Annotated in this window: 23 protein-coding genes and 2 pseudogenes; 12 read left to right on the top strand and 13 right to left on the bottom strand. The window is 62.2% G+C overall.

Translation table 11 applies throughout. The features are described 5' to 3' along the window. Positions 1 to 4: 4 nt before the first annotated feature. Complete coding sequence (locus M8523_RS18805; protein ID WP_282586437.1) at positions 5 to 247, bottom strand: hypothetical protein; 243 nt, start codon at positions 245 to 247, stop codon at positions 5 to 7. A 201-nt stretch (positions 248 to 448) separates the two neighbouring features. Between M8523_RS18805 and M8523_RS18800 the strand changes: the two are divergent. Continuing rightward, positions 449 to 652 (top strand): annotated as a pseudogene (locus tag M8523_RS18800) (hypothetical protein); the annotation flags it as partial. A gap of 27 nt (positions 653 to 679) precedes the next feature. Here M8523_RS18800 and M8523_RS18795 read toward each other — a convergent pair. The 3 genes from M8523_RS18795 to M8523_RS18785 form a co-directional block, all read right to left on the bottom strand. Further along, the gene (locus tag M8523_RS18795) at positions 680 to 1,654 is read right to left on the bottom strand and encodes a sensor histidine kinase (RefSeq protein ID WP_282586436.1); all 975 of its coding nucleotides are present in this window, start codon (positions 1,652 to 1,654) and stop codon (positions 680 to 682) included. A gap of 180 nt (positions 1,655 to 1,834) precedes the next feature. Continuing rightward, on the bottom strand, positions 1,835 to 2,101 hold the full coding sequence (locus M8523_RS18790; protein WP_282586435.1) for a hypothetical protein: 267 nt from the start codon (positions 2,099 to 2,101) through the stop codon (positions 1,835 to 1,837). Positions 2,102 to 2,112: 11 nt separating this feature from the next. Continuing rightward, a complete protein-coding gene (locus tag M8523_RS18785; RefSeq protein WP_282586434.1) occupies positions 2,113 to 2,499 on the bottom strand; it encodes a response regulator in 387 nt (128 codons plus the stop codon). 345 nt (positions 2,500 to 2,844) lie between these two features. Between M8523_RS18785 and M8523_RS18780 the strand changes: the two genes are divergently transcribed. Beyond that, positions 2,845 to 3,354 (top strand): ferritin-like domain-containing protein, encoded by a 510-nt coding sequence (locus M8523_RS18780; protein ID WP_282586433.1) that lies wholly within the window; start codon positions 2,845 to 2,847, stop codon positions 3,352 to 3,354. 134 nt (positions 3,355 to 3,488) lie between these two features. On the opposite strand, the gene M8523_RS18775 is transcribed toward M8523_RS18780, so the two are convergent. Continuing rightward, positions 3,489 to 3,794, bottom strand: coding sequence for a hypothetical protein (locus M8523_RS18775; protein WP_282586432.1), 306 nt, complete (start codon positions 3,792 to 3,794; stop codon positions 3,489 to 3,491). An 873-nt stretch (positions 3,795 to 4,667) separates the two neighbouring features. Then, a complete protein-coding gene (locus tag M8523_RS36780; RefSeq protein ID WP_428350874.1) occupies positions 4,668 to 4,877 on the bottom strand; it encodes a DUF1488 family protein in 210 nt (69 codons plus the stop codon). Between the two features lie 451 nt (positions 4,878 to 5,328). Between M8523_RS36780 and M8523_RS36775 the strand changes: the two genes are divergently transcribed. Continuing rightward, positions 5,329 to 5,571: a hypothetical protein gene (locus tag M8523_RS36775; RefSeq protein WP_428350854.1), complete on the top strand. Its 243-nt coding sequence runs from the start codon at positions 5,329 to 5,331 to the stop codon at positions 5,569 to 5,571. Between the two features lie 1,027 nt (positions 5,572 to 6,598). Then, positions 6,599 to 6,838, top strand: a complete 240-nt coding sequence (locus tag M8523_RS18760) for a BLUF domain-containing protein (protein ID WP_282586430.1) — start codon at positions 6,599 to 6,601, stop codon at positions 6,836 to 6,838. A gap of 129 nt (positions 6,839 to 6,967) precedes the next feature. Here the strand turns inward: M8523_RS18760 and M8523_RS18755 are convergent, their stop codons facing one another. Beyond that, positions 6,968 to 8,065 carry an AI-2E family transporter gene (locus M8523_RS18755; protein ID WP_282586429.1) on the bottom strand — a complete coding sequence of 366 codons (1,098 nt, stop codon included), beginning with the start codon at positions 8,063 to 8,065 and terminating at the stop codon, positions 6,968 to 6,970. A gap of 156 nt (positions 8,066 to 8,221) precedes the next feature. Between M8523_RS18755 and M8523_RS36770 the strand changes: the two genes are divergently transcribed. After that, positions 8,222 to 8,608, top strand: a complete 387-nt coding sequence (locus M8523_RS36770) for a nucleoside deaminase (RefSeq protein WP_428350853.1) — start codon at positions 8,222 to 8,224, stop codon at positions 8,606 to 8,608. A 4-nt stretch (positions 8,609 to 8,612) separates the two neighbouring features. Here M8523_RS36770 and M8523_RS18750 read toward each other — a convergent pair whose 3' ends face one another. Further along, positions 8,613 to 9,554 carry a cupin domain-containing protein gene (locus tag M8523_RS18750; protein ID WP_282586548.1) on the bottom strand — a complete coding sequence of 314 codons (942 nt, stop codon included), beginning with the start codon at positions 9,552 to 9,554 and terminating at the stop codon, positions 8,613 to 8,615. An 86-nt stretch (positions 9,555 to 9,640) separates the two neighbouring features. On the opposite strand from M8523_RS18750, the gene M8523_RS18745 reads away from it, so the two are divergent. Both M8523_RS18745 and M8523_RS18740 read left to right on the top strand, forming a co-directional pair. Next, positions 9,641 to 10,000: a nuclear transport factor 2 family protein gene (locus M8523_RS18745; protein ID WP_282586428.1), complete on the top strand. Its 360-nt coding sequence runs from the start codon at positions 9,641 to 9,643 to the stop codon at positions 9,998 to 10,000. A 95-nt stretch (positions 10,001 to 10,095) separates the two neighbouring features. Then, entirely contained in the window at positions 10,096 to 11,136 is a 1,041-nt protein-coding gene (locus M8523_RS18740; RefSeq protein WP_282586427.1) for a cupin domain-containing protein, read from the top strand. Between the two features lie 118 nt (positions 11,137 to 11,254). On the opposite strand, the gene M8523_RS18735 is transcribed toward M8523_RS18740, so the two are convergent. After that, positions 11,255 to 12,016 carry an SDR family NAD(P)-dependent oxidoreductase gene (locus M8523_RS18735; RefSeq protein WP_282586426.1) on the bottom strand — a complete coding sequence of 254 codons (762 nt, stop codon included), beginning with the start codon at positions 12,014 to 12,016 and terminating at the stop codon, positions 11,255 to 11,257. Between the two features lie 101 nt (positions 12,017 to 12,117). Between M8523_RS18735 and M8523_RS18730 the strand changes: the two genes are divergently transcribed. From M8523_RS18730 to M8523_RS18720, 3 genes and pseudogenes are all read left to right on the top strand, one after another. Continuing rightward, positions 12,118 to 13,026 (top strand): LysR family transcriptional regulator, encoded by a 909-nt coding sequence (locus tag M8523_RS18730; RefSeq protein WP_282586425.1) that lies wholly within the window; start codon positions 12,118 to 12,120, stop codon positions 13,024 to 13,026. Between the two features lie 107 nt (positions 13,027 to 13,133). After that, positions 13,134 to 14,037 (top strand): IS5 family transposase gene (locus tag M8523_RS18725; RefSeq protein ID WP_282586424.1). Its coding sequence is split into 2 segments (ribosomal slippage): positions 13,134 to 13,397 and positions 13,399 to 14,037, totalling 903 coding nucleotides; the frame shifts between segments, so codons are not numbered across the junction. Positions 14,038 to 14,323: 286 nt separating this feature from the next. Then, positions 14,324 to 15,356, top strand: a pseudogene (locus M8523_RS18720) (pyridoxal phosphate-dependent aminotransferase); the annotation flags it as partial. A 322-nt stretch (positions 15,357 to 15,678) separates the two neighbouring features. On the opposite strand, the gene M8523_RS18715 reads toward M8523_RS18720, so the two are convergent. Continuing rightward, the gene (locus M8523_RS18715) at positions 15,679 to 16,296 is read right to left on the bottom strand and encodes an FMN-dependent NADH-azoreductase (protein ID WP_282586423.1); all 618 of its coding nucleotides are present in this window, start codon (positions 16,294 to 16,296) and stop codon (positions 15,679 to 15,681) included. Positions 16,297 to 16,326: 30 nt separating this feature from the next. After that, complete coding sequence (locus M8523_RS18710) at positions 16,327 to 17,121, bottom strand: DODA-type extradiol aromatic ring-opening family dioxygenase (RefSeq protein ID WP_282586422.1); 795 nt, start codon at positions 17,119 to 17,121, stop codon at positions 16,327 to 16,329. 77 nt (positions 17,122 to 17,198) lie between these two features. On the opposite strand from M8523_RS18710, the gene M8523_RS18705 reads away from it, so the two are divergent. Together M8523_RS18705 and M8523_RS18700 are read left to right on the top strand one after the other, a co-directional pair. Beyond that, complete coding sequence (locus M8523_RS18705) at positions 17,199 to 17,489, top strand: LysR family transcriptional regulator (protein ID WP_282586421.1); 291 nt, start codon at positions 17,199 to 17,201, stop codon at positions 17,487 to 17,489. Then, positions 17,420 to 18,103, top strand: coding sequence for a substrate-binding domain-containing protein (locus M8523_RS18700; protein ID WP_282586420.1), 684 nt, complete (start codon positions 17,420 to 17,422; stop codon positions 18,101 to 18,103). The genes M8523_RS18705 and M8523_RS18700 overlap by 70 nt, the downstream gene beginning before the upstream one ends. Positions 18,104 to 18,178: 75 nt before the next feature. On the opposite strand, the gene M8523_RS18695 is transcribed toward M8523_RS18700, so the two are convergent. Both M8523_RS18695 and M8523_RS18690 read right to left on the bottom strand, forming a co-directional pair. After that, positions 18,179 to 18,310 carry a hypothetical protein gene (locus tag M8523_RS18695; protein ID WP_282586419.1) on the bottom strand — a complete coding sequence of 44 codons (132 nt, stop codon included), beginning with the start codon at positions 18,308 to 18,310 and terminating at the stop codon, positions 18,179 to 18,181. A 15-nt stretch (positions 18,311 to 18,325) separates the two neighbouring features. After that, a complete protein-coding gene (locus M8523_RS18690; protein ID WP_282586418.1) occupies positions 18,326 to 19,231 on the bottom strand; it encodes an AraC family transcriptional regulator in 906 nt (301 codons plus the stop codon). Positions 19,232 to 19,319 lie beyond the last annotated feature (88 nt).

The raw sequence follows: 19,319 nt of genomic DNA, 5'->3' as shown, positions 1-19,319 counted from the left end.
GCGATCAGGCTTCAGCGCGTAGACTTTTCAGGAAGACCCGCGCGACATCCCGCACCGCCTCGTCGTCGCGCGGCACATCGTCGGCTTTGTCCCAAAGATGGGCCAGGCTGGCTTCAAGCTCATCCAGCAATTCAGGGTGCCGATGTGCCAGGAACCGCAGGGTTCCAAACAGAAGATGTTCGATTGCCATTTCGCGCCGGCGCGCATCCGCAATCCGATCGACAGGAGACGGTTCGTGTTGTGTCATACGGCGTTCAACACGTCAGCGTCGGCGAAGTTCAGCTCCGACAAGCTCAAGTTAGAATGGAAAAAGGATAGGCCGGTCGCAAGCCTTCGATCAGCCGAACGGATCAGGATCGTAGCAAATCAGCGTTGTCTCGTGGACCCCTCGTCAGACTGCACGATAAGCCGCATGATCTGTGGCTGATCCAGAGGCCTGGAAACGAGGATGCACGGGGAACCGCTTACGACGCCTGACGGCCGCTATATCGTCGTGCGGGGACGCCTGTGGCGCAAAGCAAACCCCCATTTGCCCGAAGCCGAACGTCAGCGCCTGGTGGCTGCCTTGATGGCAGCGCGCCGGGACGTTGCTGCCGCCCGTCGCCGCGGCGACAACGAGGTGTTGGCCCATGCGGCCGTGAATGCGGCGAAGTCACGTCGTTTACGGCTTTGCAGGTCGTCAGGCAGTTCCGCGCCGCGGCCAGATGAGCTGCACACGGGTTCCGGGCGGTCCTTCCCAATTTACTGTTCCGCCGAGTTGATGGGCGAGCGCACGGACGAGACGCGTTCCCGTGTGGGTCGAAGCAGATCCCGGTCGCATGCCAATCCCGTCATCTGACACTTCGACGCAAAAACTGTCAGGGTCGCGCAGACCGAAGAAGATCGTGATGACGCCGGCTCTGTCCTCAGGAAAAGCGTGTTTCACGCTGTTCTGAAGGAGTTCATTCACGGCAAGCCCGAGAGAAACAGCCTGCCCTGCATCAAGATCCGCATCGTCCAGACGCGTTCGCACGACGATCGGACGCAGTCCCGTCAGTGTTGGCGCGACCTCGTCACATAGGCCCTGAAGATAGTCCCGGATGCTCACCGTTGCGGTTCCGGCATCCTCTTTGACGCGCAGGCGATCGTAAACACGCGCCAGCACACTCAGCCGGCTCACTGCGTTGGCAATCTCCGTTTTCGCAACCGGGTCGACGAGACGTCGCTCGCTCATTGCCAGTAGCGACATGACAGATTGCAGGTGGTTCTTCACCCGATGGTTGATGTCGTGGAGGAGGATCTCCTTCTGAGCATTGGCGGAACGCACTTCCAGCTCCGCTTGCTTGCGTTCGTGGATGTCCTGAGAAATCCCGATCAATCCGGTGATTTCGCCGCGCCGATTGTACCAGGGCGCCTTCGTGGACAGGAAGTAGCGCCGCCCTCGCCCTTTGACCTCGACCAATTCCTCGATTACCAGAGGCATGCCGGTCTCGATCACCTTGCGATCGGCATCCTCAATGGGCTTGGCCGACGTCTCTGGCATGAAATCGCGGTCCCGTTTGCCGCGGACCACCTCCGGGGCGACGCCGAAGATCCGAGCCAGAACCGAGTTGACCCGGACGAAGCGGCCGTCACGATCCTTGACGAAGATAGGGTCTGGCGTTCCTTCGATCACCGCCTCGAGGAGGCCAAGGCTGTTGCCAAGATCCGTTTCGTTGGCAACAAGGGTGTCGATCGTGCTGCGAAGCGCTTCGATGACGGCCGCCGTGAACAGCCCGACACCGAGGAAGATCGTGACCGCGATGACGGATCCGATGTCCTGCAGCGAGAACGAGGTGCTCGGCGGTATGAAGAATTAAATCGCCAGCGCCGTGCTGAAGAAGGTTGCGACGAGACCCGAACCCCGGTCGAACAAGAATGAGGTGAGGACGATCGCGGGAAGGAACAGGAGGAATGGAGAGCCTTGAACGTCGGTAAGCGCGGCGCGTGCTGCGAAAAACACCAGGACAATGGCCAGGGTCAGCAGATAGCGGATCCAGATCGGCATTCTGCGGACGGGTCGAAGCCGCGCGAGGGCTTCGACCATAAGAGTGGGGTGATGCTCGATTTCACGAAGCGGCATAGGGCCTCGACTTAGCGTTCACGCCTTGCCTTGTCATCTGCTCGCCGCCTCGCCACAAGGGACACGACTTGCGTGATCGTCTGATCGGCGTAGGGCTTCTTCACGATCTGAAAGATTCCATCCTCGCCTGCGGTGAGGCCGGCTGGCGTGGCTGAAACCACAACGACCGTCGTCTCGGGATTGGAAGCCAGAGCGCGCGCGACGGACGCGCCTGTTGCTCCATCCAACAGATTGAGATCCACGAAGGCTAAGTCGATCCCACCCTCGCTAGCCAGGGCCAAAGCTTGGGCGGAGGTGGCTGCGGGGCCAAGTACCAGGTGTCCGAGATCCTCAAGCAGGCAGATGAGGTTCAGCGCGATGAGTGCTTCATCTTCGACCACCAGCACTCTCAAATTCATCGGACGACTCTATCGCCTCCAGAATGGGTTGAGGCTGTGCAGGGAAAGAGCGGGATCGCGAAATATGTCCGCGATGACTGGCATTGAGCTGCTGCGGTTCCGTGGCGCAGTGCGATGTGGATGCTGGGCCTCGCTGGTGCGGCTGTTGGTCTTGCCTGGACAATGCTGGCAAAGCGAAGAGTGGGATGAGGCTGCCATAGACCGAGATCCAGACGTCGCCGAGGTGCGCGTTTTCATCGGCATGACGGTGCGTCGGCTGCGCGACCAAATGCAACGGCTCGCGATGGCAACCGTCCTCTGCGGCCTTCGTTTCTGCAGCGTCCGTCATCTCGTAAGGAGCACGTCATGGCACTCGATACCCAATCGATCTACGTCACCGCTCTTCAAAACACTCACGCCGTAGAAATGCAGGCCTTGCAGATCATGGAGCGTCAGGTGGAACGGCTGCAACATTATCCCGAAATGGAAGCCGCCCTCAGGCGCCACATCACCGAGACCCATGGACAACGTGACAGGCTCGAAGCAGCATTGTCCTCATTATCTGCATTGCCCTCGACCTTGAAGGAGGGGTTTTTCGGCTTTGTCGGCAACATGATGGCCTTGGGCCACACGCCTGCGCAAGACGAGATCCTGAAGAACACTTACGCGAACCACGCTTTCGAGAACTTCGAGATTGCAGCCTACACGTCTCTCCTGGTCATCGCCGAAGCAGCGGGCCAATCGGCTCACCTGTCCGGCTTTCAGCAGTCACTCAGGGAAGAACAGGCCATGGCCGAGAAGGTGGCGGCTCTGATCCGGACCACAACCCTTCGCTACCTGGAGCTTTCCATATCGGGCCAGAAGGCTGACCGATAATAGCCCGGCTGTCGTTAGGGGGTTACGCCGACGGTGGCTCGTTTATGATCGTGGATCGGCGTCACAGAACCTCTGTCGGCAAACCGCCGATCGGCGCCGATCCACAGTCGTGCTTACAGTTCATTCGAATTGGATCAGTGACGAGTACCCGTACCGCTTCGCTCAAGCTGCGGGCCATATCGATACTGCATGTGATCGGTATTCAGCCCTAAGTCTTTGCGCTTGGCTTGCGGTCGCTCGTTGTTCATGAGCTTCTCCCGGACGAGCTCCCCGAGCAGCGTTCTTGCGACGATCTCAGGCGGAATAGATCCAGTCCTTGCAGAAATGGCATCGCCGTCGAGTTGCACAGATACGGCACCTACCTCGCCGTGACCCACCACTTCAAACGTACCTGTGAATATTCTGCCATCCACGGTGCACGAGATTTCCTGGCTGTTCATTTCTTGAACCTCCCCGACGCTGTCTCCAACCGATCAGCCATGTAGCCCGGGCTTTTCGGTCGCTTGGGAAAACGCTGTATGAACGCGCGAGTTGCTTACAGGCACAGCAAACTGCCCCATATTTGTTCATAGCCAGTTCGTGGGCCCTCTTGGAAGTCACATCACAGATGACCTTATCCGCCAAGTGCTTCTCGCTGCCATCGGGAAGAATCAAAGTAGATGTTTGTTTGAAGGAAAAGAAACTGACATCATCTATTTAATAAATAATTAATTTGTCAGAATTGAATGTCACAGTTTTATGAGTTGAATGATCGTCATCGATTAGGGCAAACAGCTACCTGTTCTCGTAAGCCTGTTTAAAGCAAATTCAATCGAGGTCTGACACATGGTCATTTCCTACTGTGATTGTCATCTTCCGAGGCATCAACAAACTGACCTCATGCTTGTAGAGACAAATTTCGAAGCTGGGCGTTGCTTTCTTCAGCTCAAATGTCATCGCTGCAATTCAGATTGGCGTGCTGAAATCGAGACCTATACTGATCAGAGTTCCGGAACAGACAGGCCAAGTCGAGATGAGAGCCGCCCAAGATGGCGCATTGTCGATCTCTGGCGCTGCCTTGCTGCATCGAAACGGTGCCTTGAACCGCTTTCGCCGCGGGCTGACGCGCGTTGATGATCTCGCGTCCGTCTCCGCAATCATGCGCCCGGTCTTACGGAGCGTGCGTCGGAGCACGCCTCCATTCTTGGCTGATAGGGTGTTGAGACCTGGTACAAAAGCCCCTCACATGCGAACCGGCGAAAGAACCTCAAGATCGAGGCCTGCACTTCTATGATGGGAGAGCTCTGTAGAACGGCGGTCCGCTATGGCAGCAGCTATACTGGCGGTGCCGGAACGAGGAAGCCTTCGATCCAAGGATTCCGATGGCCCGCGTCGAAGAGGTTGCTTGCCAGACGCTCGAACAAAGGCCGATTCAGATCGAACATGGCCAAGAGATCTTCAGCATTCACAGCAGCATGCTTGGCCGTTGCAGTGATCGCCGACCGCAACACGTGACAGCGAACGCGCTCACCGCGCTGCTCCATCGTGAAACGGACGCCGAAGGCATCGACCTCACCGGGTTCGTCGATGTGGGTCCGCGGCATAGGGGTCGCTCCGGATTGCCTCGCAGGATAGCATTAGCGAGGCCGTCCCACCCCACCACTCTTTCGGAGTTGCGAACGGATTTCCAAGACCAGCACGCATGGAACCTACTCTTGACCCGGGCATTTGGGGGCAATGGCGAACGATTCCCCCGACAGCGTTTCGATGCTGATTACTGAGCCCCGAACAGTTCCGTGGCTCAGCGTCGTGTTCGGCTTCGGACCAATGCTGCCCTTTGTCATCGGTGCGACGCTTGCCTGGTTGGACTTCAGACCTGGCCGCAACGTCTGGTTCGATCTTGTCGTCATCTGGGCCGTCAGCATCTGCACCTTCCTTGCAGGTGTGCGCCGAGGTGTAAGTTTCCGGACAATGGGCGGGCCGACGAGGAGGCAGATGATCACCATGCTTTGGCTCTTTAGCGCGGGCTCAGGTGCTCTCGTTCTCTGGTGGCTCGGTCTTCCAAGCCTCACCCTGGTTCTGCTCGCTGCTGCTTTCACTAGCATCGGCATTCTAGACCCAATCGCCGCTCAAAGCGGCGAGGCGCCGCTGTTCTTCGCGCGGTTGCGGCCGGTTCAGATGGTGCTGCCGGTTGTGAGCCTGCTCTCGTTGCTCCCCATTGTGCAGACGCTGAAGTGAGTTCATGTGGCAGCCGGTCTGCGGCTTGGATCTTTCTCCGATCTCATCGAGCACTATCAGCAATTGATCAGTGCTCGACTCATGCGGGTGGTTTGGATAGGTCAAGCCTGATGCCTCCCGCTTATCTGCCGTCAACCCTGATCCCGCGATGTGGCCGGGCTAGCACGCTGCCGCATACCGTCGACAGGGGCGCGACGGCGGCGCGTCAGCACATCAGCTCGCGGACCAGGGATTCGGTGCAGGAACGCCTGAACTGTAGGACGGCTTCGTATTCCCTCGCACGCTCGCTCCCAGTTTCGGAGGAGCGAGAATGCAGAGCGTTTCGTGCAGCTGGACTGGCGACACCACGGCGCGTCCCTACAACGATTTTGGTCTCGGGGCTGGGACCTGGACCGGGCCGCTTCCCCCCCTCGAATGGCGGCCCGGCTCCAATCCGACCAGCACAGATGGAGCCAGAAATCTAACTTGAAGGATTTTGCGCTCTCGGCCTTATAGGTCCACCGCGTTGTGGGTGGTGCCTGGACCTTTGCTCCCGGAATGGGGGAGCCAGCAGTGCCGCTGCAACGACAGACAGGACCGATGGCATCGAAGGCGGAGCTATGTCGGTAAGGGTCGAGAGGCCATGATAAATTTGAGCTCGTCATTGGCCACCGGGGTGCACGTGCTTCTGCCCGCCGGTCTCCTCACAGCTGCCGTCTGGATTGTGATCTACCTGCGATGGGACGATGAAGGAAAGTGACAAATAGAGCTCGTTTGCAGACCACAGCCGCTTCATGCCCGCTCCCCGACCTGCGTCACGGCAAGACGCTAATTCGGATTACCGGACACGCGAAACCAAATAGCCGTTTCTTACAGCTTCGCGGTCACGGGGCTAGCTATGCGGCTAAGGGTCAAGAGAGCCAACGCATCTATTGAATTCCCTTAAGCGCTTGTAGGGCATGCCTGTGGGTCTGAAGACGGCGAGCAGAACCTGTTGTGCTTTGCGTCGTTGACATCGCAACTTAGCAAGGGCTCCGAGAGGTCCGGTATGATCCAGGTCGTCTATGCCAGCAGAAGCGCCGTCCCGCAGGGGGCCAAGCTCACCGTGCTCAGCGCAATCCAAGCGGCCTCGTACCGGCGCAATGCCGAACGCTCCATCACGGGCTTCCTGATCAATGATGGCGAATTCTTCTACCAAGCTCTTGAGGGGCCTGGCAGCTGCGTGACAGCCCTGCTTGATCGGATTCGGGAGGATCCTCGACATTCCGACATGCGCATTCTGGATTGAGTTCGTCGTGCAGGACCAATAGCACATGCCCTGACGGCACGACTTAAGGGTGGCCGAGCGAATTACCTGTCCAGGCACATTCAATGAAGCTGCTGTCGCGAGATGTTTAGATACGCCACTTTGGCCGCCTCAGTCCGCGACCACTCTGAAGGACGGTCTCTCTGTGAATTCGCGCCACAGCAGCACGAGTGCGGCCATGAGCGCGGGTCCGACAAAGAGGCCGACCAGGCCCCATGTCTCAATCCCACCGAGGATGCCGACCAGCACCCAGAGGAACGGCAGCCGTGTCGTGCCGCCGATGAGAACCGGACGAATGAGATGATCGGCCAGAAACGCCATCACAGAGCCGAGCCCCACAACAATAATGGCGGCAATGATCGAGCCTTGCGCGAGAAGCACCAGCCCGATCAAGATGAAGACAACAGTGACGGCGAACGGCACCATCGCCGCGAGAGCCGTAAGAGCTCCAAATAACACCGGATGCGGAACGCCTGAGAAGACATAGACAAGGCCCATCAGAAATCCTTCGCCGAGACCAACCAGCACGAGGCCGTTCACCGTGCCGTGAACCGACGCCACCATCTGCCGCGCGATGCGCTCACCACGGCCGCCAAACATCTTCTCGCTTGCGGTCATCATCTGGCGGACGATCTCCTGGCCACCCTTGAGTAGGAAGAACAAGGTCATCAGCGCGAAGAAGAACAGCACGGCGCGGTGAGCCACCTGTCTGACGATCGTTTGACCGACTTTGACCATCTCGGCCTTGTTGACGCGTCGTGCAATGGCGCCGGGCTGCATCCCGCCGGCGAGATTATCCTGCCACCACTGCGTCACGCGTTCGGAGCCGAAGGGGAGATGGGCAATCCAGTCTGGGACGGGAACCCCGTCTGTCGTGACGTGACGGTAGATTGCAAAGACATTGTGCCACTCGCGGGCACCCTCGATCAGGACGACGATGAGGGGCAGGCCGAAAACGAGGCCGATGCCCAAGGTGAAGAGACCCGGCATGACGACATTGTGCTTACCGGGAGGGAAGCGACGGAGCGATCTTTGGTAGAAGGGCCAAAACGCGATGGCGAGCACGACCGCCCAGACTAAGGCTGGTAGAAAATCGTGGATCGTCCACAAGCTGAGTCCGACCAGAAGGAGCACGAGGGAAATGCGGGCGTTGCGCTGCAGCCGGTTTGCTGTGGCTTCGGGTTCACCGATCGGAGGGACTACGGACATGAAGATGCTCCAGGCGATCAGCCCCGATTTGCGGCTCTGTTTCCTTTGCTAAGCGCAATCCGCATCGATCTATAGAGTTCATAAGAGGAGCCGCCTGCGACGAAAAGCTGACCATTACGTTTGTGTTTCGCGCGACATCGCTGACTGGAGCACAGAATGGCCGACAAGAGTGACAGCGACTTCATAGGCGAGGCAATCAGGGTCGCACGCCACGCGGAGAGCCAACCTGGGTGCACGGCTGTCGGTGCTCTGGTCGTCTTGGATGGGAAGGTGGTAGCGAGCGCCTGCAACGAAGTCGAGCTCCGTGGCGACCCGACGGCGCATGCCGAGATCCTCGCGATCCGGCGGGCTTGCGAGGCCATCAGCGACGTCCAGCTGCGAGGCGCCACCCTTTATTCCACCTTGCAGCCCCTGCGTTCAAAGCAGTGGCCTGAGAACGTGGCTTGCCCTGGAGGGCCTTACCCTATGGGTTCATCCACAAACGGCGGACAGTCGACCCTGATAGGTTCACCGCCGGTCCGCTCCAGCAGCTGCGGGGAATAAGCACCTACGCAGCGAAACGGGTGGGGGAGCAGCCCACCACACGGCTGAAGGCGGTGCTGAAGGCGCTGCCCGACCGGAAGCCGACGAGAAGGGCAATCTCGCCGATGGCGAGCCGCCCCTTGCGTAGCTCGTCCCTGGCGACCGCCATCCGCCAGCGATGCAAGTAGGTCATCGGCGCTACGCCAACCACTCTCTTGAAGTGCGTGCTGAAACCAGAGCGGCAGGTTCCGCACAGGCGTGCCAGAACGCTTGTGGTCCATGGTCGCGCAATATCGCCGTGTAAGGCCGCCAGCGCTCGCGCAATGACCGGATCGGCGAGGCCGGCCAGCAGCCCGGACGACGGCGCCTTCACTTCGAAGGTTTCGTCCCTCAGTAGCCCGACTAGCAGGAGTTCCATCAGGCGCACGACGACGAATTCGGTCACGGGCCCGGATCCATGAGCCTCGGCCTCGATCATCGCCAACAACGCGCGTACGCGGTCCGAGGCGGCCGTTCCACTAGCGACGTGGAGCAGAGGCGGAAGCAGGCTCGCCAGCAGCTGTTCCGACCCGGCGTCGAAGACGAAGCGCCCGCCGCGAATGAGCGCGGATTTTCCTCCAACAGTTCCGACCTGCATGTACCTGGAGCGCGTCGAGGCGACCAATGCCCAACTGTCGATCGACTCCGACTCGACGTCGGAAGCTAACGTGATGGGGCAAGAGGTTCGCGCCAAAACCACATCGCCAGGACCGAGGCGCAGTGGGTCGGCACCTGGTCGGAGAAGCTGGCATGATCCACGATCGACTCGGAAAAAGAGAACGTCGTTGCGCTCTCGGAACGAAACTGCCCAGCGGCCCGTCGCGTCGATCGTGCCCCAGAGCGTCGCCTGCGAGCGCATCAAACGGATCAGTTCAGCGGGTGTTCCGCGCAGATTTGGACGATCGGTAACGGCCTTTGGCGCCTTCACGATCGACTGTGAACTAGCAGACAATCTAAGCTCGATGGGCTGGTTAGACACAAGATCCGGCTGAACCTTCGTGATACGGACATACAATGAACGAGAACAAGGCGCAGACAGCCTTCAGAACCTACCTCGACGCTTTTGGGAAGACATCACCCGCCGAGCGCGAAGAAGTCATCCGCTCCTGTGTAGCTGAGGATGTGTCGTTCTCCAACCCGGGTGTGGACGGCCGCGGACGCGACCACCTTCTGACCCACACCGCGCGTTTCCAGGAGCGGTTCCCGGGCGATCGTTTCAAGATCAACTGGCTGCGCGAGCAGCATGGCCAGGTGCTCGCCGAGTGGACACAGGTCAGTCGAGACGGGACCGAGTTCATCACGGCGCATAGCTATGCAAGGCTTGACGACGAGGGCCGCATCGTCCAGTTCGCAGGTTTTTGGGACCCTTTCTGACATGCCTCCCGCATCGTCTCACCAGCGCGGGGGCGTCCGTCTTTCGCTAATGGTTCGGCCTCGTCACTCGAGGAGGTCAACTTCGGAGAAATGCGATGACCCTCAATGCCGCCGCAGTGCCCCCCAGAGCTTTCGTGGAATCTGAAGCCAGTGCTCCGGGCTTCTGGCAGATCGGAATCCTATGGCGGGTTTTGGCCACGGGACTGAAGACGGGCGGATCTCTGTGCATGCTTGACGAGGTGGTGGGTGAGGAGCCAGGAGGTCCTGTAACCCACTCGCACCCGCAAGACGAGGGGCTGTACCTCCTCAGCGGAGCCTGCACGTTCTTCGCGGGCGGCCTCACCATGACGGCGGGGCCGGGCAGCTTCGTCGCAATTCCGCGCTACACGCAGCACGCGTTCATGGCGCAGGCCTGCGCGCGCTTTCTGAACTTCTACATTCCGGCGGGCTTCGAAATGCTGCTGATGGGCGTAGCGGCACCGGCCGAACGCAACGAACCGCCAGCGCCCACCGATGACGTTAAAATGCCACCGCGTCGCCTGGTCGAGAAGCTCGCCGCTGACTACGGACAGATTCCGGGGCGAGGGGTTCCCTTCGTCGACCCGCCTGACCTCGATCAGATGGTGACCGAACCGCTCCTGGGCGCGGTCGCGATGCCGTTCAGGAGCGACCGCGAGAGCGCACCGGCCTATTGGATGGCCGGGATTCTTTGGTCCGTTCTGGCTCAGGGGAGCAGCACCGACGGTAGCTATGTCTTGTTTGAGGAACTCTGTCCCAAGGAGTCCGGCGCCCCACCCCACGTCCACGTCTACACCGACGAGGTTTTCTATGTTCTGAAAGGCGAGGCCGAGTTTCTGACAGGCAGCAACAGACAGCTCGTCGGCCGAGGGTCGCTAGTGTTCGTGCCCAAGGGCACCGTTCACGCCTTTCGCGTCCGCAGTGAAACGGCGCGATTGCTCAACCTCTATAGCCAAGCGGGTTTCGAGCGGATCATCGACCTGACCGGGCACAGGACAGAAGACCGGATCATTCCGCCTCGCGAGTTTCAGCCTGCACAGGTTCCCGAGGCGCGTCGGGCCGAACTTTTCGTCGAAATCGGCATGCAAACCTTCGATCTCGCCGATCCGTTCGGCTGATTCCGCGCTTCAGTGCCGGCGAGAGAGAGCGCAACGGACTGCTGGCACCGGCCCTTTCGCGGTGACACGCCACCAGGGCCGGAGCTGGCTTCCACGTTTCGTCCCGGCCTGAATGGGCTCAGATAGCTTGGCCCCCCGAGACCTCGATCCGCTGAGCGTTAATCCAGCGGTTGTCCTCCGACAGCAGCGCGGCGATCATCCGGCCGATGTCGTCCGGCAAACCGGGACGGCCAAGCGCGGTCGTCTCGCTGATGTGGCGGTTCACCTCGGGGTTGTCGCGCACCACGCCGCCGCTGAAGTCGGTTTGGATGGCACCAGGCGCGACCGTGTTGACGGCGATGCGCCGCGGGCCGAGTTCCTTGGCCATGTACCGGGTCATGACCTCGACGGCTCCCTTCATGGCGCCGTAGGCGATGCGGCCCGGGTAGATGATGCGCGTCAGGCCCGACGAGACGTTCACGATGCGGCCGCCGTCCGCAATGAGCGGCAGCAGCGTCTGGGTCAGGAAGAACACGCCCTTCACGTGGATGCGATAGGCCACGTCGAAATCCGCCTCCGTCACCTGCCCGAAGGCGCCGGCGTGCGACGTGCCGGCGTTGTTGACAAGGAAGTTGAAGCGGTCGCAGCCCCAATCGGCCAGGACCCGGCGGACCTCGTCGGCGAAGGCGGCGAACGCGGCGGTGTCGCCGGTGTCGAGCTGCAGCGCCACGGCTCGTGCGCCGGCCCGTTCAATGAACGCGACCACCTCCGCGGCGGCGTCGCTGTTGGTGTTGTAGGTTAGGATCGAGGACACGCCGCGGCGCGCGAGCGCCTCCGCCGTGGAGCGGCCGAGGCCGCGGCTGCCGCCGGTGATGAGCGCGATGGGGGATGGAGCGGGCATTTGAACCTCTGTTGCCTGACCGCGGTAATCTGGCATTCCGCGGTGGGGCCAATTAGGCCGCGATACCCGGCATCATTGTTTTGCCGACTGGAACAATTGAATTGGACCGCTTGACCGCGCTCAGCCTCTTCGTCCGCATCGTCGACCGTGGCAGCTTCAGCGCCGCCGCGGCGGACCTGGGCCTTTCTCGCCCGGTCGCGACCGCCGCCATCAAGGACCTCGAAAAACGGCTCGGAACGCGACTGCTGCAACGCTCGACGCGCCACGTCCACCCGACAGTCGAGGGCGAGGCCTATCATCGTCGTTGCATTGCGATCCTGGCCGATCTGGAGGACGCGGACCGCGGCGCGAGCGGGGCGATCGCGGGGCTGCTCCGAGTCGACGTCATCGGCCACCTCGCCCGGACGATTCTGCTGCCAGAGCTGCCCGCGTTTTTGGCGCATCATCCGGCCCTCACCGTCCACCTCGGGGAAGGCGAGCGCTTCGTCGACCTCATACTTGAGGGCGTGGACTGCGTGGTGCGCGCTGGCGTGCTCGCAGACAGCGACATGATGGTGCGGCGCCTTGGCTTCCTGGAGGAAATCACGGTCGCGAGTCCCGGCTATCTCGCCTTGCACGGGGTGCCGACCTCGCCCGACCATCTCGGCGGACACGCGATGGTCGGCTTCGTGTCCTCGCGCACCGGCCAGCCGCTCCCCCTCGAGTTCACGCGCACCGGGGAGGTGATCGATGTCGCGCTCCCCGCCCGGGTGCTGGTTGGAACCGCGGATACAAGTGCCGCAGCGGCGCGCCTTGGGCTCGGACTTGTCCAAGCGCCGCGCTATCGGTTCACCGACGACCTCGCGAGGGGCGCGCTGGTGGAGGTGCTCGCGGAATACCCGCCGACGCCGACGCCCATCTCGGTGCTCTACCCCAGCAACCGCCAGCTCTCACCTCGCGTGCGTGTTTTCGTAGACTGGCTCGTCGCGGTGATTGGGCCGCTTTGTGCCCCGAACCGGAACCCGAAGTAGCAGCACGTGGTAGACACTCGCTTTCACATCAGAGCCCATCCGGGAAGAAGTTGAATCGGATGAGTCGGTTGTGATTCAGTGGTGGGGGTCGAGTCGGAGAACACCCCATGTGGAAAGCGGACCATCGTCGTGCCTCGGATCGGCGTGGCCTTCGCTATCCGAGTGATCTGACCGAGGCCGAGTGGGCGCTGGTGTCGCCGCTGATTGCCCCCGCCAAACGCGGCGGTCGACCGCGCACGGTGAATGTACGCGAGGTGCTCAACGCCATCTTCTATGTGCTTTCGACGGGATGTCAGTGGAACGCGCTGCCCTCCGACCTGCCGCCGCGCAGCACGGTTTGGGCTTACCTTGACCTGTCGGACTGGGGACGGCACGATCCGGCGCATCCATGACGCACTCTACGTTCAGAGCCGCGAGGCCGCGGGCCGTGAAGCAAGCCCGACCACGGCGATCATCGACGCGCAGAGCGCCAGAGGCGCACCAAAAGGGGGCGCTCGCTTGATCCGTCCGGCTATGACGCGGGCGGAGCGCGCCAGGGCCCACGTCGAGCGAAGCTCGATGCAGTGGCAAGCGGAGGGGAGAAGGACCTCGAAGGACCTCGGGTGCAAGCGCCACATCCTCGTCGACACCCTCGGCCTCTTTATGAGCGTGGACGTTCACGCCGCCAACGTTCAAAACCGGGACGGGGCGGAGGCGTTGCTCCGCCAAGCCCGCAGGCGGTTCCCCTTCATCGAGCGCGTCATTGGAGATGGCGGCTACGCCAGTCCTAAGATGACCGACCTGGTAAGGCGCACCGGGGCGTGGACGCTGGAGATCGTCAAACGCTCTGACCTGCACCGCTTCGTGGTTCTCCCCAAACGCTGGATCGTCGAACGTACCCTCAGCTGGATCAGTCGAAACCGCCGCCTGATGCGCGGCTATGAACGGCACACCCGCAAGGCCGCAGCCTTCGTACGCCTCGCCATGATCCGCGTCATACTCAGGCGCCTCGCCGTAAGTGCCTCAGCATGAATTCAGACTTCCCGGATGGGCTCTCAGGCAGTTCCGCGCATCTCCGGCATGACTGCGACCGTTACGATCGGCAATTCCACTACCGAACGAACTGAATGGCACGCGGCGCGTCGGAGATTTTTGATTCGCTCCGGCACGCGCTGGGCCAACCGCCCCAATTGTAGATGGATCGACGTTCGGCACGCCTTGGGAACCCCTTGTGCGCGCGTCCGATGGCGGCAACGACCTCGGACGCGCAGATCTCGGCGACGATCCCGATTACTTCGCCCGTGATGGAGTCTCGGAGATCCTCCGGATCACGGCGAAGGCCGGGGCGCTCAAGCGCTCTGGGCGACCGATGATCGTGCTCGGTGGTGGCGAGCCGGACTTCGACACCCCCGACCACGTCGAGGAGGCGGCCAAGCGCGCCATCGAGGAGGGCGCCACCAAGTACACGGCGCTCGACGGCACGCCGGAGCTGAAGGAGGCGGTGCGTCAGGAGTTCTGGCGCGAGAACGGCCTGAACTTCCGACAGGACGAGGTAACCTGCGGGGCGGGCGCGAAGCATGTCCTCTACAACGCGTTCAGGGCGACCCTGAACCCGGGCGACGAGGTCGTCATCTCGGCGCCCTATTGGACGAGCTACAGCGACATCGTCACGATGGCGGGAAGGTGGTAATCGTGCAGTGCGGCGCCGATCCCGGTTTCCGCTTGCGCCCCGGGCAGCTCGAGGCGGCCGTGTCCGACCGAACGCGTTGGCTGCTCCTCAACTCGCCCTTGAACCCGTCGGGGGCGGCCTAAGACGGCCTGGAGTTCGTGACCTTCGCCGCGATCGCACCCGACCTCAGCCATCGTACCCTGACGGTGAATGGCTTCTCGAAGGCCTATGCGATCATCGGCTGGCGCATCGGCTACGGCGGGAGACCAGCGCCGCTTCAAGGCCATGGCCCTGGTGCAGAGCCAATCGACCTCCTGCCCGTCGTCGGTGAGCAAAGCGGCCGCGGTCCGGGCCCTGAACGGCCCGCAGGACGTCGTCACTGAGAAGCGATGGGCTTTCCAGGAAAGGCGTGACTTGGTCGTCGACGGCCCCAATCGCATCGACGGCATCTTCTGCCCCAAACCGCAGGGCGCGTTCTACACCTACGCGAGCTGCGCCGGCTTGATCGGATGTCGGACGCCCTCGGGCGGCGTCATCGGGACGACCGCGACTTCGACGCGCATCCCCTAGATGCCGAGGTCGCCGTCGTGCCGGGGGCCTCGGTCTGGCATCCTAGTTTCTCATCTCCTACGCGACGTCGGAGGTGGAGCTGGGGACGGCCATCGGCCGAATGGCCTCGTCTTCGCACGTCTGCTACGGCCCAGCTAGGTCTCCCGAGCCGCCGTCCGATGGGGCGGCGACCAGAGGCGCGGACGTCGGCGATCCGCCTAGAGAGGTCGTCCGGATCTTCCCCGACCTCGGCCAGCGCCTCGGTCCTGGCCCGGCCGGGCAGGGACGCCACGGCAGGATTAGAGCTTCAATCCACGAACACTGCCTTATTACTGGCTGCTCGACCGGCCTTGGCCGCGAGACAGCCTTGCATTTCCTTCAGCAGCAATGGAGCGTCGTCGCATAGCTCGACAATCTTGATGAGAGAGCCGGCAAGATTGTCGTTGCACCGACGATCAGGCAGCGGCAGCTTCCTTGATGGCAGGTTCGAGCTTGCTCAGAAAACCGTCCATGGTTTCCTCGCGCAAGTCGACGACCTTCGCTCCGCCGCCCGCGACCATCGTCACGTCCGTGATGCCGATGACGTTCAGGATCAGCCGCAGGTACTGAGTCGCGAGATCGCGGTCACGGATCGGCGATCCTTCCGTATAGACGCCGCCCGACGCCAGCAGCACGGTCGCCTTCTTGCCCGTGACCAGCCCCTTGCCATCGAATCCGAGAGTCATCCCTTTGCGCACGATGTGGTCGACCCACGCCTTCAGGGCGGCGGGGATGTTGTAGTTGTAGACAGGCGTCGCGATAACAATGTGGTCCGCTGTCAGGATCTCGGACACGAGTTCGTCGGAGAGACGCAGCGCCTCCTTCATCTCGCGCGAGTGCTGCTCGGCCGGCGTGAAATAGGCCTGGAGCCAGGGGGCGGTCACGAAGGGCAGGTCCGTGTCCATGAGGTCGCGGATAACCACCTCTCCGCCCGAATGGGCGGCCTGCCACTGGCCCAAGAAGCGCCGGGTCATCTGCCGCGAGATGGAATAGTCGGCGCGGGGGCTGGTTTCGACCACAAGAAGCTTTGCCATAGTCCATTTCCTTGTTGATTGACGCGCATTTCACCCGAAGCGGAAACCGGAGATCGGTTTGCCGAGCGCATGGCCGTGGAACGCGACCTGTCCGGCTTCGCCCGAGGCAGCACCTGCGGCCACCATCAGCGGCAGAAGATGATCCTCGTGCGGCTGGGCCTGACGGGCACCGGGCGCCTGCTCCCATGCCGTCAGCGCCCGATCGCGCGTTGCACCGTCGACCAGCCGTTCGCGCAGCCACGCATCGAAGGCCTCGGCCGCGTGATCGACTCGGGCATCGCCGCGCATGAAGCCGCGCATGTTGTGATAACTCTGCCCGCTGCCGATGATCAGCACACCTTGCTGCCGTAGCGGCTTCAGCGCCCGTCCGATCGCCAGATGGGTCGCGGGGTCGAGCCCGTGCTGGAGCGAGAGTTGGACCAGGGGCAGCTCCGCTGCCGGGAACATCACTTTCATCGGCACGAACACGCCGTGGTCCCAGCCTCGCGACGTGTTGGCGGCGCTCGCGATGCCGGCCGACCCGAGCAGGTCGCGCACCGCGGTGGCAAGCGCCGGAGACCCCGGCGCGGACCACGTCAACTTGTAGGTGTGGGGCGGGAATCCTTGGTAGTCGTACAGCAGCGACGGCGTCGCGCCGGCATTGACCGTTGGCACGGCTTCTTCCCAATGCCCGGAAATCAACACGACTGCACGTGGCGGTTCCGGAACGGTGCCGGCGAACGCCGTGAGGTAATCCTCGAGGAGCCTGAAGGCAGACCGCAGCGGCCCGGCTTGGAGAAAGAAGCAGGGTCCGCCGCCGTGATTGATGAAGTAGGTTGGTTGCATGCGCCGAACCGTAAAACGACCCGTCTACGCTGAAAACTGATGTAATTGTGATGAAGCTCATCGGCTGAGGTGATGGAGTGATCGGCTCGCTTTCCCTCGATCAGCTCAAGGTGCTGGTCGCTGTCGCGGACACCGGCAGCTTCTCGGCCGCTGCCCGGAAGCTCGGTCGCGTTCAATCGGCGATCAGCCAGACGGTTCAAACCCTGGAAGACGCGCAAGGCGTGCAGCTGTTCGACCGGAGCGGGCACAAGCCCGGCTCACCGCGCTGGGGCAAAGCCTGCTCCAACAGGCTCGGCTCGTGCTGGTCAGCGCCGGTCGCTTCGAGGCTGTGGCGGCGGGCGCACGCGCAGGCCTCGAAGCCGAGCTGACCGTGGCGATCGATCCGCTCGTGCCGACGGAGCCCTTGATCGCTAGCCTGCGGGGTTTCCGCGCGACCTTCCCCGATCTCCCGGTACGATTCTGGACGGAGGGCGTCGGCGGCGCCGAGCGCCGCGTAAGAGACGGCACGGCATCGTTGGGAGTGTGCCTCCTGCTGCCCGCAGTGCCGCCGACCCTGACCGCTCATCCTCTTATGGACCTGCAACTGGTCGGGGTCGCGGCGCCGGATCATCCGCTGGCGCACGCCGGCAGACCCCTTGATCGAGCCGACCTCGAAGCGCACATCCAGCTCGTGCTCTCCGATCCGCATGACCAGGACGGATCGGCCTACGGCATTGTCGGATCGCGCCTATGGCGGTTCGTCGATCTCAGCCGCCGGTTGGACTTCCTGTTGGCAGGTTTTGGGTGGTGCAAGATGCCTCGTCACATCGTCGCGCCCATGCTCATGGATGGGCGCCTGATCGAGCTCAGCATACCGGACGAAAGCGTCATGCCGAGTACAAGCTTGCTGATCTACGCAGCCCACGTTCGCGACAAGCCACTCGGGAGAGCCGGTGCGTGGCTGCTTGCGGCCTTGCGGCAGAGGCTCAGCTTGAACGTCTGACCGACATGGTGCCCCGAGCTTTGCACAGAGGTTTTGCGCTCTGTCGCTTGACGGCGCCGGAACGCCGTTTCTCCCTCAATCCATCCAGTCGTTCTGGACGATATGCAGCCCGGCGTTGAAGTCGGTGATGTAGGCGAGGCCCGATGGCTCGACATAGACGTCGGCCGTGTGCAATTGCGGAACAATCCCAGGCCGCGTGTCTAACATAATGCCTTGCCGCGGCTACGGCTGCGAGGCGACCCAAAGTTCAGGATCTTCGCGCAGGCGGCGGGCGTCGCGCAGCGGTGATGCGCCGAAGAAGCGGGCATAGTCGCGGCTGAACTGCGACGGGCTCTGAAAACCCACCTCGAAGCCCGCCGACGCCGCGTCCCGACCTTCGGCGACCATCATGCGCCGCGCCGACTGTAAGCGAAGCGCGTTGCGGAACTGCAGCGGGCTCATCGTGGTCACCGCCTTGAAGTGCAGGTGGAACGCGGACGGACTCATGCCGATCTTGCGGGCGAGATCCTCGACGGTGAAGACGTCCCGGTAGTGATCGCGCAGCCAGGCGATCGCTCGGGAGATCTGGCTGAGATGGCTGTCGACCGAAGCGATGTGGCGCATCATGCCGGCGGTCGGACCAGTGAGCAGGCGATACAGGATTTCGCGTTCGGCGAGTGGCGCCAGAGGAGCTGCATCGGCGGGAGCATCAAGCAAGCGCAGCAATCGAACAGAGGCGTCCACCAGCTCGGGTGTCGTGCGACCGCGCATGAGGCCGACCGGAGTGCCGCCCGCTGGCGGGGCGCCATGTCCGTCGAGCACGAGTTCGCGCAGCACCCCCACATCGATGTCGAGGCGCAGGCACAGAAATGGCCGATTGCTCGAAGCGTCTACGACCGCCCCAGTGACTGGCAGGTCTACGGATACGGCGAGAAACGTTGCAGCGTCGTAGAGATAGCCGGTCTTCCCCAGCTCGACCCGCTTGCTGCCTGACGCGACGATGCAGACGGAGGGCTTGTAGAGGGTCGGCATTGGCATGGTCGGCGCCAGCGCCAGGGCCAGAGAGACGTTTGGGAGCGCGGTCCTGTGAATGCCCACCCCAGGGACGTGCCGGGCGACCAGGGCTCCGAGATCATCGATACTGCTCACGTCGCCATAATGCCGAGTGGAGGGCGTCAAGCAAGCGAGATCAACTGAGATCGATAGGATCGTGCAAGATTTCAGGACGGCTGTGCTA

Origin of the sequence: Lichenifustis flavocetrariae (assembly GCF_026130545.1) — a bacterium.
GTDB classification, from domain to species: domain Bacteria; phylum Pseudomonadota; class Alphaproteobacteria; order Rhizobiales; family Beijerinckiaceae; genus Lichenihabitans; species Lichenihabitans flavocetrariae.
Note: the sequence above shows the minus strand (reverse complement) of the source record. Positions and strands in the feature narration are given on the sequence as shown.

Coding starts and splice junctions, on each gene's coding strand:
- M8523_RS18805 (WP_282586437.1), bottom strand. CDS start 247: ATGACACAACACGAACCGTCTCCTGTCGATCGGATTGCGGATGCGCGC.
- M8523_RS18790 (WP_282586435.1), bottom strand. CDS start 2,101: ATGCCGCTTCGTGAAATCGAGCATCACCCCACTCTTATGGTCGAAGCC.
- M8523_RS18785 (WP_282586434.1), bottom strand. CDS start 2,499: ATGAATTTGAGAGTGCTGGTGGTCGAAGATGAAGCACTCATCGCGCTG.
- M8523_RS18780 (WP_282586433.1), top strand. CDS start 2,845: ATGGCACTCGATACCCAATCGATCTACGTCACCGCTCTTCAAAACACT.
- M8523_RS18775 (WP_282586432.1), bottom strand. CDS start 3,794: ATGAACAGCCAGGAAATCTCGTGCACCGTGGATGGCAGAATATTCACA.
- M8523_RS36780 (WP_428350874.1), bottom strand. CDS start 4,877: ATGGAGCAGCGCGGTGAGCGCGTTCGCTGTCACGTGTTGCGGTCGGCG.
- M8523_RS36775 (WP_428350854.1), top strand. CDS start 5,329: ATGATCACCATGCTTTGGCTCTTTAGCGCGGGCTCAGGTGCTCTCGTT.
- M8523_RS18760 (WP_282586430.1), top strand. CDS start 6,599: ATGATCCAGGTCGTCTATGCCAGCAGAAGCGCCGTCCCGCAGGGGGCC.
- M8523_RS18755 (WP_282586429.1), bottom strand. CDS start 8,065: ATGTCCGTAGTCCCTCCGATCGGTGAACCCGAAGCCACAGCAAACCGG.
- M8523_RS36770 (WP_428350853.1), top strand. CDS start 8,222: ATGGCCGACAAGAGTGACAGCGACTTCATAGGCGAGGCAATCAGGGTC.
- M8523_RS18745 (WP_282586428.1), top strand. CDS start 9,641: ATGAACGAGAACAAGGCGCAGACAGCCTTCAGAACCTACCTCGACGCT.
- M8523_RS18740 (WP_282586427.1), top strand. CDS start 10,096: ATGACCCTCAATGCCGCCGCAGTGCCCCCCAGAGCTTTCGTGGAATCT.
- M8523_RS18735 (WP_282586426.1), bottom strand. CDS start 12,016: ATGCCCGCTCCATCCCCCATCGCGCTCATCACCGGCGGCAGCCGCGGC.
- M8523_RS18715 (WP_282586423.1), bottom strand. CDS start 16,296: ATGGCAAAGCTTCTTGTGGTCGAAACCAGCCCCCGCGCCGACTATTCC.
- M8523_RS18710 (WP_282586422.1), bottom strand. CDS start 17,121: ATGCAACCAACCTACTTCATCAATCACGGCGGCGGACCCTGCTTCTTT.
- M8523_RS18695 (WP_282586419.1), bottom strand. CDS start 18,310: ATGTTAGACACGCGGCCTGGGATTGTTCCGCAATTGCACACGGCCGAC.